This window comes from Treponema sp. J25, from assembly GCF_004343725.1.
GTDB lineage: Bacteria > Spirochaetota > Spirochaetia > Treponematales > Breznakiellaceae > J25.
In genome coordinates, this window is record NZ_PTQW01000013.1 from 61,594 (window position 1) to 76,391 (window position 14,798).

A 14,798-nucleotide genomic window follows, 5' to 3' on the forward strand; every position below is an offset into this window, starting at 1 on the left:
TACCGATCTTTCTAAAAGCAGAAATGTTTGAGGACAACTCGTACAAAACCCTTTCTTCTTTTAGGTACTTATTCGAGGGGGCTGTCAAGCTCCAGCCACGAGAGGAGCGCAAAAGAAGGGCTCACCGGTTCTATCCGGCAACGATACAGACCTACATTATGGATCGGTAAAAGGGGAAACCAGGAACGATATCCAAAGGTCACCTTGACGAGCCATTGGAGCATTCCCCCATGGGTGATACAGATAAGGGCCCGAGGAAGAAGGGCCGCGGAAGAATCTTGAGAATCCGCCCCCACTTTTCCCTGCGCCACAGCGCTGAGGTGGGCCCACACCGCGAGGGCCCGGTTATAGAGGGAATCGATCTTTTCTGCCCCAGGCACCCCTTCCCAACTCATATGGCGAAATTGCTCCCATTGCTCCTTTTCTTCTTCCTTTATTCGGCGTATCTGTTGTCCCGTCCAGATTCCCACATCCAGTTCCATAAGGGCATCCAGCACCTCCGGCGGATTAAACCTACAGGTCTCAGAAATAATTTCCGCCGTTTGTCGGGCCCGAGCAAGGGGAGAGGTAAAAACCCGCACCCGTTCCGGCGTCTTATACCAGGGATACTTTTCAAAAGAAGCGGCCCGCCGACGGGCCTGTTCTCGACCTCGCTGAGTAAGAGAATAGTCGCGCCGTCCCTGAAAAATTCCCTCCTGGTTCCCTTCGCTTTCTCCATGCCGAATAAAAAGACACTCCACCGGTTCTAAAAGACCGGCAAACCAATGGCCATCTACCACCATTTGGGGCGAGGTAACACCTGAGGAATTCACCATTAGTTCCTTCAATTTCAATTTTAATAATAAATCCGAATATATTCGGTATTTGTCCGGTGTTTCATTTTCACAAGAAGGGTCTGTTCCGATTCTGAATAGGCCCATCCAGAAGAATCATAGCGTTCAAAACGGGGATCGGTACGATAATCGATGTTATACAGCTGAAGCTTCGTAAAGGACCTGATACCCCGAATAAGCATATAATGGGTTTCTCCTTCGGGAAAATTTACCGCTATGGAGAGTACATTCCCTTCGTAGCTGGCCCGCAGGCTCCCGCCACCAGTCCAGGCCCAGATTCCCCCTACAGGGAGCCCCGGGAAGGCAACCCGTCGTGGATAGTACACATCCTGATCCACCACATAGGGATAGAGACGGGCATACCGCAGTTGGCCCTCTCCTCCGCTCAGGGACATCTCTCCAGAAGCAGGAAGCGGAAACACGGCGGCTATAAAAGAACCTATCTTACTATTTTTTAATACGGAGGCTAAAATACTGGAACCTATATCTGACCATTCTCGCAAACCAGAACTATTTCCATAATTAACAAGGGCCTTGCCAAGGCGACAGTTAAAAAGGATGTCTATCTTTTTGTCCCTTTCGGCAAATACCATGTCAGTTCCCACTTTTACAAGAGCGCCGGCCACAACAAAACGGGCCTGATCAAGCAAGCGCTCGAAGGGATTTTCCCCTCCTGCTTCAAATAGAACACGATTCATATCACCATCAGCAAAGGTTTTCCAATCTACCCATCCTTCAAGAATTCCGCAAGCAAGGGGAAGAGTAATAGAGGGGGGATCTATACTTTTGGCAATGGTAGCCACATCAGAAAGAAGAGCCCGGTTCCCCCGCAGGGCAAGTTGATACACAACGCGCTCTTCTGATAAGAGGTCCGACGATTTTTCGTTTGCAAGCCGGGAAATTTTACTTAAATAGTCCCGTTCATAGGCTGAAAGGGAACGCAAACCTGCATCCAGACGTCCCAAGAATGCACTAGAACGGTAGGTCCTTGCAGTTCCTTCAAGAAACAGGGGCGATATGGTGGCAACCGCTTGCCGATATGTACCGCGTTGCACCGATTCGGTAACGTACGCCAGTACGGTATCCTCATCAGGATTTTCTCCCATCATCCGTTCCCACTGGGTCATCCAGCTATTTACTACCTGGCCCCGCAGGGCGTTAAAAAGATTTTTATCTATCCCTTCTGCTATCGTGAATTCTTGCGGATTAAATCCCTTCCGTTCCGGCAACACCCCATAAAGCGCCAGGGGATCATTTCGTCGAAGGCTCAGTAATCGCTTGCCATAGTCAACCGCTCCCCTGCTAAACACATAGGTTTTTTCACCCTGTTTCACCAGCATGGTGCCCCGTTCACCCGAAACGAGATGGGCTGAACGAATTACCCTAAAGGGGATACGAACCTCCGTATACCCTTCAGGTAAGGTCCCTTGAATAGAAAGAGAAGGAACTCCACTGGAATACACACTCTTAAATCGAATTTCTCCGCCCCTGGTAAGGCCGATTCGAACGTCATCCTCTCCAAGGGTCATGGTTGTTGCCACAAGATCCTGTAATTTTCCCTGTCCATCAAAGCCTTCAAAGCCCTGGTCGGGAAACAAAAGGAATTCTACTCCCCCAAAAACCACCTTTATTCCTTTTTCCAGGAAAAAGGAGACATTTTTGCCCGTCTTTTTCAGTTCCCCCAAGTCTCGATAGTTACCAGAGACCACCATGGCCCCCACCAGGTGAGTAAAGGAGGTATGTTTCACAAATTGAATGAACACAAGACTGATAAAAATGAGTATATAGAGACTGGTAATTCCCAGGACTCTTAAAAAAACATTTCGTTTCATTTATACTACCATCCCTTACTCTTTAAGTTTCACCACAATGTACCGACAAGCTAGTAAAAGGAATTAGTATGGCAGAAGCAAAGAAATTTCAAGACCAGCAAAATAAAGGGATACCCCAAAAAGTAAGAAACACTATGAGAGGTTGTTGCCCCGGCATACCTCTCATCATAATAACCCTCGGAGGGTTTGTTCTGTTTTCCTGCGGGACTACTCCTCCCGAGAGAATACCAGAAAAACCGGAGAAACCACCGGTAGAAGTTCCCAGGGGGCCCCGGAGTAGCAAGGAGGTCCTCCAGGATGTATACCAGGCTCTGGAAAAGGGAGATTTTAAAAAAGCCCTCGCCCTCTTTAAGGAGCTTCCCGAGGAAGAACAAAAAAGCAGGGATATCCAACTGCTACAGGCCAATATTCTTATCTCTGCCGCCCAGTATTCAGAAGCCCGCGAGGTTCTTTCTACCCTATTGAGCCAAAATGCTTCCGATCGGGATGCGCTATACAGTATAGCGATGCTCGAACGAGCAACGGGAAACACCAAGGAAGAAAAGAATCGTTTAGAACAGATAGTTAAGGTAGATCCTGCCTTTGCAGCGGCCTACGCAGAACTGGGAAACCTCGCGTATGAAACCAAAACGTACAAACTGGCAGAGACCTACTATGATAAAGCCCTGAGCCTCGATCCGAAAAACGGAGATGCTTTGGTAGGGAAAGGACGGGTCCGTCGGTACTATCGAGACTACAAGGCCGCGGAAACAGCTTTCAATACGGCCATAGAGGCGTACCCCACCTGGTACAATCCGTTCTTAGAACGGGCCCGATTATACCGAGAAACGGGATTCCTTCTTGAAGCCCAGCGGGATATCGAAGTAGCGGAAAGGCTGTTACCCAACGACTACTGGATCCTCATGGATAAGGGAAATATTTTCCTCGACCAGGGCAAAAAGCAAGAAGCCCTCGCAGCCTATGAAAGGGCGGCATTCTTAAAACCGGATTATTTCTTAGCCTATGTGTACATTGCGGGAATAAAAGATGAATTTGATGACTATGCGGGTGCGGAAAGGGCATACGAAAAACTTGCCCAGTTAAAACCCGAGTATTATTTTGCCTTTGAGGGCCTTGGCATACTCCGCATGAGAGATGGTCGTTGGGAGCAGGCCCGGGATGCCTTCCTTGCGGCTTATAAACAGTCCCCTTCTCACACCAACTATGCTCTCCTGGGGGCCCTCTGCTGGTTACGATCCACAAATACAAAGGGGGCAAAGGAATTTCTGGCAACCCTTTTACCCACCATTCCCCGGGAATCGATTGAATGGTATATGGTTCGCCTGTACCATGACCAGAGTGGGGATACCGACATTGCCGTGCGCATTGATAAACAAACTAACCTCGACACAAAAGCCCGAATGCTCTATTATCTTGCCCAGTATTATGCAATAAAGGGGACCCATTCATTGGCCCAGAAATTCCACCTCATGGTACGCGAAATGAATCGCCGTAGTATTATAGAGTGGCGACTGAATGAATGGGCCCTGGGAGCATATGGATTGTAAAACGGGGAGCTCTAAGTAAAGGAATGCCACGGTATTCATAATGGCACGGGTAGCTTCTTTTGCAACTCTTTTACGGCTCATCGATACAGAAACAAATAAGGGCGCCATTCCGCTTATAATTCAACCCCATGACTTTCCCGATCATGATGCGGTGGCAAGCGCCTTTGGATTACAGCGGCTCTTAGAGGTTCACGGCTATGCGACCCAAATTCTCCATCGCGGAGAACTCCGCAGCCATTCTCTTGTATCGATGATTCACTCCTTTCACATTCCTTTGATCCAGATACAAAAAGAGAAACAGGAATCCATCACCGTAAATTCCCCCTGTATTATCATCGATGGAAGTCCTAATAACGCCAATGCCCGTCCCCTTACCAAAAATCTTCTTGGCGTGATAGATCACCACCCTAACCCGGGAATCCTCGGTTGTTCCTTTCAGGATATTCGCACCAGTTACGGAGCTTGTTCGAGTATTATTGCCGACTACTGGGATGAAGCAGGAACCGTTCCGGATCGGGATACCGCTACAACACTCTTGTTAGGTATCCAGATTGATACAGATTTCCTTTCCCGCCGGGTAAGTCCCGCGGACCTTAACGCCCATCACCGGCTTTTTTTCCGCGCAGACTGGCAATTTGCTACCCGCCTTGCCCGTTCTTCCCTTTCGATTCAAGATTTACCCACCTTTTCCCGGGCCATTCAACAGGCAAGAATCCAGCGGGGCCTTTTTTTTACGGTCCTTTCGGAAGATTGCAGCCAGGAGCTTATCTCCATCATGGCTGACTTTTTCTTGCGATTTAAAGAAATACGGCTCAGTGTAATCACAGAAACAGGCGGTGAAACCTGTCACATTTCAGTCCGGAGTCGGAGCCCCGAAATATCCGCTGCGGCGCTCATAAAACGAGCCCTGGCAGGAATCGGAGAAGGCGGGGGCCATGACCATATGGCAGGGGGAACAATCTATACTTCTCTTTACCCAGGAGAGGAACAATTATTCAAACGGTTTCTAGAAGCCCTGGAAACCATCGAGGAGAATCAATGAATCAAGAAACGCAGGTAAAACTGATGTTGCAAGATCGGGAATTCCTGTTATTGGGAACCGCCCATGTTTCTCAGCAAAGTATTCAGGAAGTACGGGAAGCCATCGAAAGCTACCAACCAGATCGGGTATGTGTAGAACTTGATGAAGGCCGCTACCACGCCATGATGCACCCCGATCAATGGTCAGGGCTCGATCTTATCAGGGTATTCAAAGAAGGGAAGGGCTTTCTCCTTTTAGCAAATCTCATTCTTTCAAGCTTTCAACGGCGGCTCGGAGAACAGCTGGGAATAAAACCGGGAGATGAAATGCGGGCCGCCATCGAAGCGGCTCAGGAACGGGGCATTCCCTTTTCCCTCTGTGATCGGGAAGTACAACAGACACTGAAACGCGCCTGGGCCCGCTGTGGGTTCTGGAGCAAAAACAAGCTTTTGGCGAGCCTTATTGCCAGCGCCTTTACCAGCGAAAACCTGGAAGCAGAGGATATCGAACGGCTTAAACAACAAAACGAACTGGGGGGCATGATGGAGGAACTGGCCGAATACCTTCCCGAAATAAAAGAAACCCTCATCGATGAGCGGGACCAGTATCTGGCGGCTAAAATTTGGGCAAGCCCCGGGAAAAAGGTGCTGGCCATCCTGGGGGCAGGACATCTTGCGGGAGTTCAAACCCATCTAGAAAAAATTGCACAGGGAAACAAATCCGTAGATATCGCAGAACTAGAACGGCTTCCACCCCCTGGCTGGAGTAACAAAATACTGCCCTGGCTTATCCCTGCTGCAATCATTCTGCTCCTTCTTGCAGGGTTCTTCCGTTCTGGAACATCCGCCAGTCTTGATATGTTATTCCGCTGGCTCCTGTTAAATGGTTCCCTGGCCGCCCTAGGAACCGTCATTGCCCTTGGGCACCCCCTGGCAGTACTCGTGTCTTTCGTGGGGGCCCCTATTGCCACGTTAAATCCCTTTATTGGGGTGGGACTTTTTTCCGGGGTCGTACAGGCGTTTCTTCGGCGGCCCCGGGTCCAGGACATGGAAAATTTACACCGGGACTTAGGGAGCCTTCGGGGTTTTTACCGCAATCGCATCAGCCGGGCCCTCCTGGTGTTTTTCCTTTCCTCCCTCGGCGGAGCCCTGGGGAATTTTATTGCCCTGCCGTATTTAGGAAGTCTTCTGTTCCGGTAAAAACCTGCAGAAAATGAAAACAGGCTAAGCATTCATAACGTTTCCAGAAACCCGGAGGTCGCTAAAAAAACTAACAACCAAGACTTCTGCAAAGCTGGCGGCCAGTAGAACCTGCTGACCGCCGATTTTTTATAAAGCTAGCAGCCAGCGAAAGCTGTGGGCGGCCGCTTTTATAAAGTTGGCTCCGGCAAAAGGTGTCGCTCGCTGATTTTACCAAACCGGCACATGGTAAAAGGTGTCGGCCACCGTATTTTTTATACAGGTAGAAAAAGGGGGCCTACACAATTCACCGCAAGGGTTCAGGTGGAGCGGCAGGGCGCCCACACCATTCACCGCGGGGGTTCAGCTGAAACGGCTCTTTACCGCAACCCCCGGCGGAGGGCTTCTTTGTAGAGGGCCCGTACAATGCCTTCCAATTCACCGGCCCCCACAAGACTCATAATCTGCTCCTGAAGGGGGAAATCCTTTCGTACAAGCCCTATATTCAGGTTGCGCACTAAAAGTTCCTTACCTCCCGGGCCCTCTATTTCCTGGAGGAACCAGCCCCCTTCAGCCCCCCCAAGGGTCCCATCGGAATTTACAAAGGACCAGCGGATACACACTTTGTTCTCCGCCGGAAAAGACTCTATCCGGTAATACATCTCATATTCAGAAGGATACACGTATCCCAGAATTTTTACCTCGTATCGGTGCCGAACCCTATATTCAGAGGGAGACCGCTCTAGCACCTGGATTTTTGCCAGACGAGGCATAAAACCTACCTGCCCTTCAAAATCCAAATAAACAGTAAGAAAGGCTTCCAGTGAAAGAGGGAGTCGAGCTTGGATATCCTGGTAGGTTTCTATCCAGGTAACTCCATTTACTTTTTCACGGGTTTTTAATTCAAATCGGAAGGCCTTTGCTTTTTCGGTAAGCTGTACCCCTTTTTCGGGGAAAGCCCAGGGGTCCTGAGGAAGCTGAAACGTAAAAGGGAGCACCGATTCAGCAAACCCAGGAATTCCACGGACAAAAATCAGAGAACAAAAAATGAAAATAAAAAAGTGTTTCCTCATATCTTTTTTATAGCACAAAAAAGGTAATTTTACCTTCTTTTTACCCATTGTTAACTCCTTCGCTTTTATTTTACAGCCCATCTTTTCATGATAGAGAACATATTCCGAGACCAGCGTCGCTGGCTTACCATTTTATAGGTTACTTTTATGAGTAACCTCCGGGAGGAATCCATGAAAAAGTCAAGATTATTTCAAAAGGGCATACTACTCGGTATGCTGTTTGTTTTTTCTTGTACCCACACAGAACCCCGTAATAAAGGGACCCATAATCAGGAAGGAAATTATCAAGGCGGGCCTTCGCCAGCCTTGGGGAATGGCACTCCTCCGGCCCCACCAGAAGGAGGTTTTTCAGGGACCAAGCCACCAGATGGGTTCGGCAAACAACCACCAATGGCACAAGGAAATCCGGGAGGTGCCCCCGGCACACCGGGCCCCATGCCACAGCAAATAGCAGACAAGAACACCATAATAAAACTTATAACAGCCGTTCTTACGGTTACTACAAAAGATTATTATCTCGAAAATACAACCATCACTTCATCAAAAGCAAATACGTCGGCCCTCTATTTTCGGAATAGCAGTAAGGGAATCCTCAGAAACCTGAACCTTCAGAAAATCGGGGGAAATACTACCTCTGAGGAGGGGAGTAATTTTTTTGGGTTGAACGCAGTGTTGTTAGGAACAGAGGAATCCGAAGTTCAGGTTGAAAATTCCCAGATTTTCAGCAATGCCGATGGGGCAAATGCAGTATTTGCCACCGGTATTGGCACCAAAATCTCCCTCAAAGGAGTTAAAGTTGAAACAACCATGAATTCTTCCCGCGGGGTAGATGCCACAGAAGGGGGGTATATTGAAGGAACTGGCCTTGTTATTTCAACCAGAGGTGCCCATAGTGCGGGTATCGCCACAGATCGGGGTAGGGGAATCATTCAGATAAGCGAATCGGTAGTAGAAACCCGTGGAGAAGGATCGCCGGGAATATATTCTACCGGTACTATCGAAGTGAAGAATTCTCGGCTCGTAGCCTATGGTTCAGAAGGAGCCGTGGTAGAAGGGAAGAATTCTATCAAGCTTGAGGAGGTAGAGCTTATAGGACACAAAAAAGCCGGCGTAATGCTGTATCAAAGTTTTTCTGGAGATGCGGAACAAGGTATTGCCCAATTCTCTATGATTGGGGGACAGTTAGAAGCAAAGGAAGGGCCCCTCTTTTATGTTACTAATACCGAAGCACAGGTATATCTGGAGAATGTACAACTAACAGGAACCTCTGGCATCCTTATCAAGGCAGGATCTGATCGGTGGGGGATCCCAGGTAAAAATGGAGGAAACGTCATCATGACTGTCAAGGATCAAGAAATGGAAGGTCTCATAATAGCAGAAAAGGGAAGTAGTATCCTTATAAGGCTTACCGGGAAAAGCCAGTTCAAAGGGTCCATCCAGGGGGCTGCTATAGATCTTGAAGCATCAAGCCTTTGGGAAGTTACCGGAGATTCGGAGGTACGCTATTTTGGATCCATCAATTCCTTCACGGATCTTCAATCTCGTATCCAAAATAAAGGATATACAATCAAGTATGATGCACTGGATACCCATAACAAATACCTTGCAGGCAAAACATACCAACTCGCTGGTGGTGGCACCTTAACACCTAACAAATAACAATTTTTGAGGGGACTGGTAAAAGGGATCGGCCCTTCAGTCCCCATTTTCCGCGGAATATCATGTCTGTCTACAAAACAATATGGGGATATATTTTTCTTGCCATTTCTTACCGGTCATGATAGGATGACTCTGTTTATAGAAACAGGAGGACTATTCATGGCTAGTATCGATAATAAACCCGTCAAGTCTATCCGGGTTGTTTTAGAAGAATCGGAAATGCCCCGCCAGTGGTACAATTTAGCCGCCGACTTTAAGACGCCCCTTTTACCGCCCCTCGGTCCAGATGGGAAACCGGTAAAACCCGAGATGATGGCCGCCATTTTCCCCATGAACTTAATAGAACAGGAAATGTCAACCCAACGCTGGATTGATATTCCTGAACCAGTTCTGGAGATCCTCGCCCGCTGGCGCCCCAGTCCCCTGCATCGCGCGGTTGCCCTAGAACGGGCTTTGGGCACCCCTGCGCGGATTTATTTTAAGAACGAAAGCGTATCCCCTGCGGGAAGCCACAAACCAAACACTGCCGTCGCCCAGGCCTACTATAACAAAGTGGCCGGAGTAAAGCGGCTTACCACTGAAACAGGGGCAGGGCAATGGGGAAGCGCCCTTTCTTTTGCCTGTTCCCTTATGGGGCTGGAATGTAAGGTATACATGGTAAAGGTAAGTTTTGAACAAAAACCCTTCCGAAAGCTTATGATGCAAACCTGGGGCGGAGTCTGCGTTCCCAGTCCTAGTCCTTTTACCGAAGCAGGTCGGGCCGTATTAGCCAAAGACCCCAATTGTCCTGGTTCCCTCGCCATTGCTATCAGTGAAGCCGTAGAAGAAGCGGTAAGCGACAAAAGCGGCTCTACCAAGTATGCCCTCGGATCGGTTTTAAACCACGTGATGCTCCATCAGACCATCATTGGGCAGGAAGCTAAAAAACAACTGGCCAAGATCGGGGAACGCACACCAGACACGGTCATCGCCTGCGTGGGTGGGGGATCCAACTTTGCGGGGCTAGCTTTTCCTTTTGTCAAGGATAAGATAGAAGGAGCTAATATCAATATTATTGCCGTAGAACCCGCCTCGTGTCCCAGCCTAACAAAGGGCGTTTTCGCCTACGATCTTGGAGACATGTCAGGCATGACACCCCTTCTCCCGATGCATACCCTGGGGCACGAATTTATCGCCCCCGCCATCCACGCTGGAGGGCTCCGATATCATGGGATGGCCCCCTTAGTTTCTAAGGCGGTCCTCGAAGGCCTCGTAGAAGCCCGGGCGGTCCATCAGCTTGAATGCTATCAGGCCGCAGTAACCTTCGCTCGAACGGAGGGAATTATTGCCGCCCCAGAATCGAGCCATGCCATTGCCATGGCAATTCGGGAAGCCCTTAAAGCCAAAGAGGAAGGGAAAGAACGGGTAATCCTTTTTAACCTTTCTGGACATGGCCTCATGGACTTAGCAGGATACGACAAGTATTTGAGCGGCCAATTACAGGATTATGAGTTTACCAACGAAGAATTACAGGAATCCCTGAAGTGTATAGCAGGATTCCCTAAACCAGAAGAGGTACGACTGTAGGAGCAGGGGATGCCCTCATCACCCTATGAGGGTATCGCCAGGCCCGGAGGAGAACAGCCTTTCTCCCTTCCTGACCGGGATCTGCGACGGGAAGGGCTTCTTGTCGCAGAGGGACGACTCCTGGTAGAACGGGTTTTGGAACGATACCAAAGGGACAGGGCCCCCAGAGAATGGGGACCTATTGCTTTGTATTGCATCCCCTCCGCAGAAGAGGAGGCTCGGCGGCTGGTGTCGCGGCAGGGGATTCCCCCTCAGGCGTGCCCGATTATTGTCCTTTCTGAACAAGAGCTCAGCACAGCCACAGGCTACCCCTTTCATCGGGGAATGCTCCTTTTGGCCCGGCGGCCCGCTATTGCCTCCCTTGAAACGGAAAGAGATCTCCCTCCACAGGCCCAGCGTCTGGTATACCTGCCGCATACCATTGATGCGGAAAATCTCGGTACCATAGCCCGCACCGCCGCTGCCCTGGGATGGGATGGCCTTTTACTGGGCCCCTCAGGAGCAGATCCTCTGGGCCGCCGGGCCCTCCGTTGCTCCATGGGGGCAACCCTTGTCCTTCCCATCTGGTATGTATCGGAGCCTTCAAGACTTTCTTTCTTTAGTCAAGCGGACTGGTCCATAATCGGCGCATCCCTTGAAGAAGGAGCCCTTCTTCCTTCAGACCTACAAGGGTTACCTCGCCTTATCCTTGTACTGGGGAACGAACGCCATGGACTACCGCCCGATATCCGGTCCCTTTGTCAGGGGGTAGTCGCTATTCCCCAGAAACGGACCCTTCTAGAGGGAATAGGCTCCCTTAATGTAGCGGCTGCCGCAGCAATTCTCCTGTGGGAAGGAATCAAAAAAGAGTAAAAATTCAGAAAAGAGGAACTTTACAGTTCCTCGATTACGGAGATTTGATTAATAAATAAATTCACTCCGCCAACTTACAAACACATCCCGGCAAATTTTTATGAAACTCCGTAGCCGTTCCTGGGTTACCCCTCCGGTTAAACACAGATCCGACTCCAGACAGAGGGCATCTTCATCATCAATATACGAACGGGAAAATTTATGGTCCCGGTTCCAGGCGTTTACCTCTTCCACTGAAACATCTACATCACTAAAAGCCACATAAAAAAGAATTACCGTATTATCATCTTCTAAAAAGAGGTACGTTTTATACCCGTCCTGTTTCCAGAGGATATCTCCATCCTCATCAAGCTGGACCGCATACCCTTCATTTTTCATGAAGTCCATAAGCTGTTCTTTAGTGGTACTCGAAATTATCGAGCCATACTTGGTACTCTGAGCCACTACCAAACTAAGAGAAAACACAGCCATCAATACCACCATCACCCACCGCTTATTCATTTTCTCTCCTCCATCCTACGTTGATTAAACAAGAAGATTCTTGTTTGATTAAATTTTAATTGCAGGTACCCCGCAATGCAACTTCTACGGCTTTAAGAAGTTCTTCTACCGTAAACGGCTTAGATAAAATACAGTGGGCCCCAAACTGGAGAGCCAGGTGTTTAAAAGGACTCGTATCGGTTCGGACCTTCCCTGACATAATAATAACCGGGATACCTGGGTGTTTTTCTTTGAGTTCCATAAGGAACTCCATGCCCCCCTGACCCGGAAGAATGATATCCAGCAAAATAAGATCTATTGGTTGAGTTTCAAGAATATGATAGGCCTCGGAGGTTGTCTGAGCCCGATAGGTGGTGTAATTTTTTTTAGCTAAAATAGCCTCTACCACTTCTAAAATAGTGGTATCGTCATCTATAACCAGTACGGAACTCATGAAGCCCTCCTCCTGCGGTTGTTCACCGACGGCCCTGGGTAAAAATATATAGCAATCGTTCCAGATCTTCCATCGAATAATATTCTATTTTAACAGCACCTCTTTTTAGATCTCCCTGAATAGAGACCTTCGTCCCTAAAGCATCAATAAGTCGTTGCTCTATAGCAGCAAGCTCGGGATCCCGGGATTGTCCTTCTTGTTTTTTTCCCGCCGTTCCGGAAAGATTTTTGGGCTGTGCCGCTCTGCTCCCCCGGTTTAACTCCTGGGCAAGTCTTTCTGCCTCCCGCACCGAAAGGCCCTTTTCCACTATTTTTTCATAGAGGACCCGCTGATCCGCAGGATTGATTACCGAAAGGATCGCCCGACCGTGACCGCTGGTCAGAACCCCTGTGGCAAGAGCCTGTTGCATATCCTCCGGCAATTTGAGGAGCCGCAACGCATTGGCCACGGTGGAACGATTCTTACCAACCCGGTTTGCAACCTCATCCTGAGAAAGCCCCGTTATTTCCATCAGTTTTTTGTACGCCAGGGCTTCTTCAATAGGGTTAAGATCCGAACGCTGAACATTTTCTACCAGGGCAACTTCAAGGCGTCGTTCATCAGAGTAATTTCTGACAATCACCGGGACATCCCGCAGCCCCACAAGGCGGGCAGCCCGTAAGCGCCGCTCACCGGCCACGAGGAGATAGTTTCCCTCAGGGGTTTGCTCTACAATCAGGGGCTGGATAATGCCGTGTTCCCGGATGGAAGCCGCCAGTTCCTGCAACGCTTCTTCATCAAACACCTTTCGAGGCTGGCCAGGATTCGCCTGTATTTTTTCTATCGGGACGCGAACTTCACCGCCCTCACCAGTAAGGGACCGGGATACACCTGTCTCTTGTTTTGGCTCTTCTTCCAAAGCCAACAGGGCATCGAGCCCTTTCCCCAGACCATGCTTAACAGCCACGGGCCAGTACCTCCTCGGCTAAACTTTTATAACTGCGGGCACCCACACACAGGGCATCATACTGGGAAATCGGGAGCCCATGGGAGGGGGCCTCCGACAATCGGACATTCCGGGGAATAATGGTCCTGAAAACGCGATCCTTAAAATAACCCGTCACCTGTTTTACTACATCCTGGGCCAATTTTGTTCGAGAGTCATACATCGTAAAAAAGATACCCCCAATTTCAAGGTGAGGGTTAATGGATTTCTGGATCCGCTTAATAGTCTGCAAAAGCAGAGAGAGCCCTTCGAGGGCAAAATATTCACACTGAAGGGGGATAAGTACCGAATCGGCGGCAACCATTCCATTCAGGGTAAGAATACCCAGCGAAGGAGGGCAATCGATCAAAATGAAATCATACTTTTCCCGCACCGGCTCCAGGGCTCGTTTTAAGAAAAAGTCCCGCCCTTCCTGATCCACCAGTTCAATGGCCGCCCCAGAAAGATTAATAGAAGAAGGGATCACATACAAATTTCGGACAATGGTTTCCTGAATCACCTGGTCAATAGGAGCGGTCCCCGAAATAAGTTCATACACACCGGGCTTGGATCCATCAGCCCCGATGCCACTCGTCAGATTCGCCTGAGAATCAAAATCCACGAGGAGCACCCTTTTCTCTGCCTCCGCAAGATAGGCCCCAATATTGATAGCCGAGGTCGTTTTCCCAACGCCCCCTTTTTGATTCACAAATACGTAGGTCTTTCCCATTATGGCCTTAAGTATATCATACAAATACCATCCAATGCTATTGAATTACTCTAGACATGCGGGTATTCTTTGAAAGAGGAAAGGAGCATGATACACGCTATAGGAAATAAAAGGCCCCACATAGCAGAAGATGTGTTTATCGCCTGGAATGCGGAAGTGGCGGGAGAGGTATCCCTTGGAGCGGGAGCCTCAGTATGGTTCTCCGCCACCCTGCGGGGAGATATCGCCCCAATCATCGTAGGAGAAGGGAGCAACATTCAGGACGGAAGTACCATTCATGTGGATACAAACATTCCCTGCATTATTGGGAAGGGCGTTACCATTGGACATGGGTGTATTCTTCATTCGTGCACGATTGAAGACGGTTCTCTTATTGGTATGGGATCGATTATCCTGAACGGCGCAAAAATAGGGCCCCAGTCTATGGTGGGAGCTGGCGCCCTGGTTACCCCAGGGAAAGAGTTCCCCCCTCGGTCCTTAATTCTTGGGGCCCCCGCAAAGGTCGTACGGGAATTATCGGAAGAAGAAATAGCAAACATCCAGGAAAATGCCCGTCACTACCAAGAGCTGGCCCAAGAGGCAAAACATTCGTACACAGAAATTTGAGGT

The 14,798-nt window shown here is 49.2% G+C and carries 14 protein-coding genes; 7 read left to right on the plus strand and 7 right to left on the minus strand.

Features of this window, described 5'->3' with window-relative positions; translation table 11 throughout:
- Positions 1–68 precede the first annotated feature (68 nt).
- Complete coding sequence (locus tag C5O22_RS04605; RefSeq protein WP_165910402.1) at positions 69–815, minus strand: histidine phosphatase family protein; 747 nt, start codon at positions 813–815, stop codon at positions 69–71.
- A gap of 20 nt (positions 816–835) precedes the next feature.
- Positions 836–2,665, minus strand: a complete 1,830-nt coding sequence (locus C5O22_RS04610; protein WP_132780027.1) for a hypothetical protein — start codon at positions 2,663–2,665, stop codon at positions 836–838.
- Between the two features lie 68 nt (positions 2,666–2,733).
- On the opposite strand from C5O22_RS04610, the gene C5O22_RS04615 reads away from it, so the two are divergent.
- From C5O22_RS04615 to C5O22_RS04625, 3 genes are read left to right on the plus strand one after another with little or no spacing between them, the layout of a single operon-like run.
- Positions 2,734–4,212, plus strand: a complete 1,479-nt coding sequence (locus tag C5O22_RS04615; RefSeq protein ID WP_132780028.1) for a tetratricopeptide repeat protein — start codon at positions 2,734–2,736, stop codon at positions 4,210–4,212.
- 40 nt (positions 4,213–4,252) lie between these two features.
- Positions 4,253–5,254: a DHH family phosphoesterase gene (locus C5O22_RS04620; RefSeq protein WP_132780029.1), complete on the plus strand. Its 1,002-nt coding sequence runs from the start codon at positions 4,253–4,255 to the stop codon at positions 5,252–5,254.
- Positions 5,251–6,432 carry a TraB/GumN family protein gene (locus tag C5O22_RS04625; protein ID WP_132780030.1) on the plus strand — a complete coding sequence of 394 codons (1,182 nt, stop codon included), beginning with the start codon at positions 5,251–5,253 and terminating at the stop codon, positions 6,430–6,432. Before C5O22_RS04620 ends, C5O22_RS04625 begins: the two co-directional genes overlap by 4 nt.
- A 359-nt stretch (positions 6,433–6,791) precedes the next feature.
- Here C5O22_RS04625 and C5O22_RS04630 read toward each other — a convergent pair whose 3' ends face one another.
- The gene (locus C5O22_RS04630; protein WP_132780031.1) at positions 6,792–7,484 is read right to left on the minus strand and encodes a hypothetical protein; all 693 of its coding nucleotides are present in this window, start codon (positions 7,482–7,484) and stop codon (positions 6,792–6,794) included.
- Between the two features lie 435 nt (positions 7,485–7,919).
- On the opposite strand from C5O22_RS04630, the gene C5O22_RS04635 reads away from it, so the two are divergent.
- The 3 genes from C5O22_RS04635 to C5O22_RS04645 all read left to right on the plus strand — a co-directional run bounded on the left by C5O22_RS04635 (position 7,920) and on the right by C5O22_RS04645 (position 11,561).
- On the plus strand, positions 7,920–9,143 hold the full coding sequence (locus C5O22_RS04635) for a hypothetical protein (RefSeq protein ID WP_132780032.1): 1,224 nt from the start codon (positions 7,920–7,922) through the stop codon (positions 9,141–9,143).
- Positions 9,144–9,302: 159 nt separating this feature from the next.
- Complete coding sequence (locus C5O22_RS04640; RefSeq protein ID WP_132780033.1) at positions 9,303–10,709, plus strand: TrpB-like pyridoxal phosphate-dependent enzyme; 1,407 nt, start codon at positions 9,303–9,305, stop codon at positions 10,707–10,709.
- 9 nt (positions 10,710–10,718) lie between these two features.
- Positions 10,719–11,561, plus strand: a complete 843-nt coding sequence (locus C5O22_RS04645; RefSeq protein ID WP_132780034.1) for a TrmH family RNA methyltransferase — start codon at positions 10,719–10,721, stop codon at positions 11,559–11,561.
- 48 nt (positions 11,562–11,609) lie between these two features.
- On the opposite strand, the gene C5O22_RS04650 is transcribed toward C5O22_RS04645, so the two are convergent.
- From C5O22_RS04650 to C5O22_RS04665, 4 genes are read right to left on the minus strand one after another with little or no spacing between them, the layout of a single operon-like run.
- A complete protein-coding gene (locus tag C5O22_RS04650; RefSeq protein WP_132780035.1) occupies positions 11,610–12,062 on the minus strand; it encodes a YbjN domain-containing protein in 453 nt (150 codons plus the stop codon).
- Between the two features lie 55 nt (positions 12,063–12,117).
- Positions 12,118–12,495, minus strand: a complete 378-nt coding sequence (locus tag C5O22_RS04655) for a response regulator (RefSeq protein WP_132780036.1) — start codon at positions 12,493–12,495, stop codon at positions 12,118–12,120.
- Positions 12,496–12,517: 22 nt separating this feature from the next.
- The gene (locus C5O22_RS04660) at positions 12,518–13,441 is read right to left on the minus strand and encodes a ParB/RepB/Spo0J family partition protein (RefSeq protein ID WP_132780037.1); all 924 of its coding nucleotides are present in this window, start codon (positions 13,439–13,441) and stop codon (positions 12,518–12,520) included.
- The gene (locus C5O22_RS04665) at positions 13,431–14,189 is read right to left on the minus strand and encodes a ParA family protein (protein ID WP_132780038.1); all 759 of its coding nucleotides are present in this window, start codon (positions 14,187–14,189) and stop codon (positions 13,431–13,433) included. The genes C5O22_RS04660 and C5O22_RS04665 overlap by 11 nt, the downstream gene beginning before the upstream one ends.
- Positions 14,190–14,276: 87 nt before the next feature.
- On the opposite strand from C5O22_RS04665, the gene C5O22_RS04670 reads away from it, so the two are divergent.
- The gene (locus C5O22_RS04670) at positions 14,277–14,795 is read left to right on the plus strand and encodes a gamma carbonic anhydrase family protein (protein WP_132780039.1); all 519 of its coding nucleotides are present in this window, start codon (positions 14,277–14,279) and stop codon (positions 14,793–14,795) included.
- The last annotated feature ends 3 nt before the right edge of the window (positions 14,796–14,798 follow it).

Excerpts from the sequence above, each read along its gene's own strand:
- C5O22_RS04605 (WP_165910402.1), bottom strand. The coding sequence starts at position 815 with ATGGTGAATTCCTCAGGTGTTACCTCGCCCCAAATGGTGGTAGATGGC.
- C5O22_RS04610 (WP_132780027.1), bottom strand. The coding sequence starts at position 2,665 with ATGAAACGAAATGTTTTTTTAAGAGTCCTGGGAATTACCAGTCTCTAT.
- C5O22_RS04615 (WP_132780028.1), top strand. The coding sequence starts at position 2,734 with ATGGCAGAAGCAAAGAAATTTCAAGACCAGCAAAATAAAGGGATACCC.
- C5O22_RS04620 (WP_132780029.1), top strand. The coding sequence starts at position 4,253 with ATGGCACGGGTAGCTTCTTTTGCAACTCTTTTACGGCTCATCGATACA.
- C5O22_RS04625 (WP_132780030.1), top strand. The coding sequence starts at position 5,251 with ATGAATCAAGAAACGCAGGTAAAACTGATGTTGCAAGATCGGGAATTC.
- C5O22_RS04630 (WP_132780031.1), bottom strand. The coding sequence starts at position 7,484 with ATGAGGAAACACTTTTTTATTTTCATTTTTTGTTCTCTGATTTTTGTC.
- C5O22_RS04635 (WP_132780032.1), top strand. The coding sequence starts at position 7,920 with ATGCCACAGCAAATAGCAGACAAGAACACCATAATAAAACTTATAACA.
- C5O22_RS04640 (WP_132780033.1), top strand. The coding sequence starts at position 9,303 with ATGGCTAGTATCGATAATAAACCCGTCAAGTCTATCCGGGTTGTTTTA.
- C5O22_RS04645 (WP_132780034.1), top strand. The coding sequence starts at position 10,719 with ATGCCCTCATCACCCTATGAGGGTATCGCCAGGCCCGGAGGAGAACAG.
- C5O22_RS04650 (WP_132780035.1), bottom strand. The coding sequence starts at position 12,062 with ATGAATAAGCGGTGGGTGATGGTGGTATTGATGGCTGTGTTTTCTCTT.
- C5O22_RS04655 (WP_132780036.1), bottom strand. The coding sequence starts at position 12,495 with ATGAGTTCCGTACTGGTTATAGATGACGATACCACTATTTTAGAAGTG.
- C5O22_RS04665 (WP_132780038.1), bottom strand. The coding sequence starts at position 14,189 with ATGGGAAAGACCTACGTATTTGTGAATCAAAAAGGGGGCGTTGGGAAA.
- C5O22_RS04670 (WP_132780039.1), top strand. The coding sequence starts at position 14,277 with ATGATACACGCTATAGGAAATAAAAGGCCCCACATAGCAGAAGATGTG.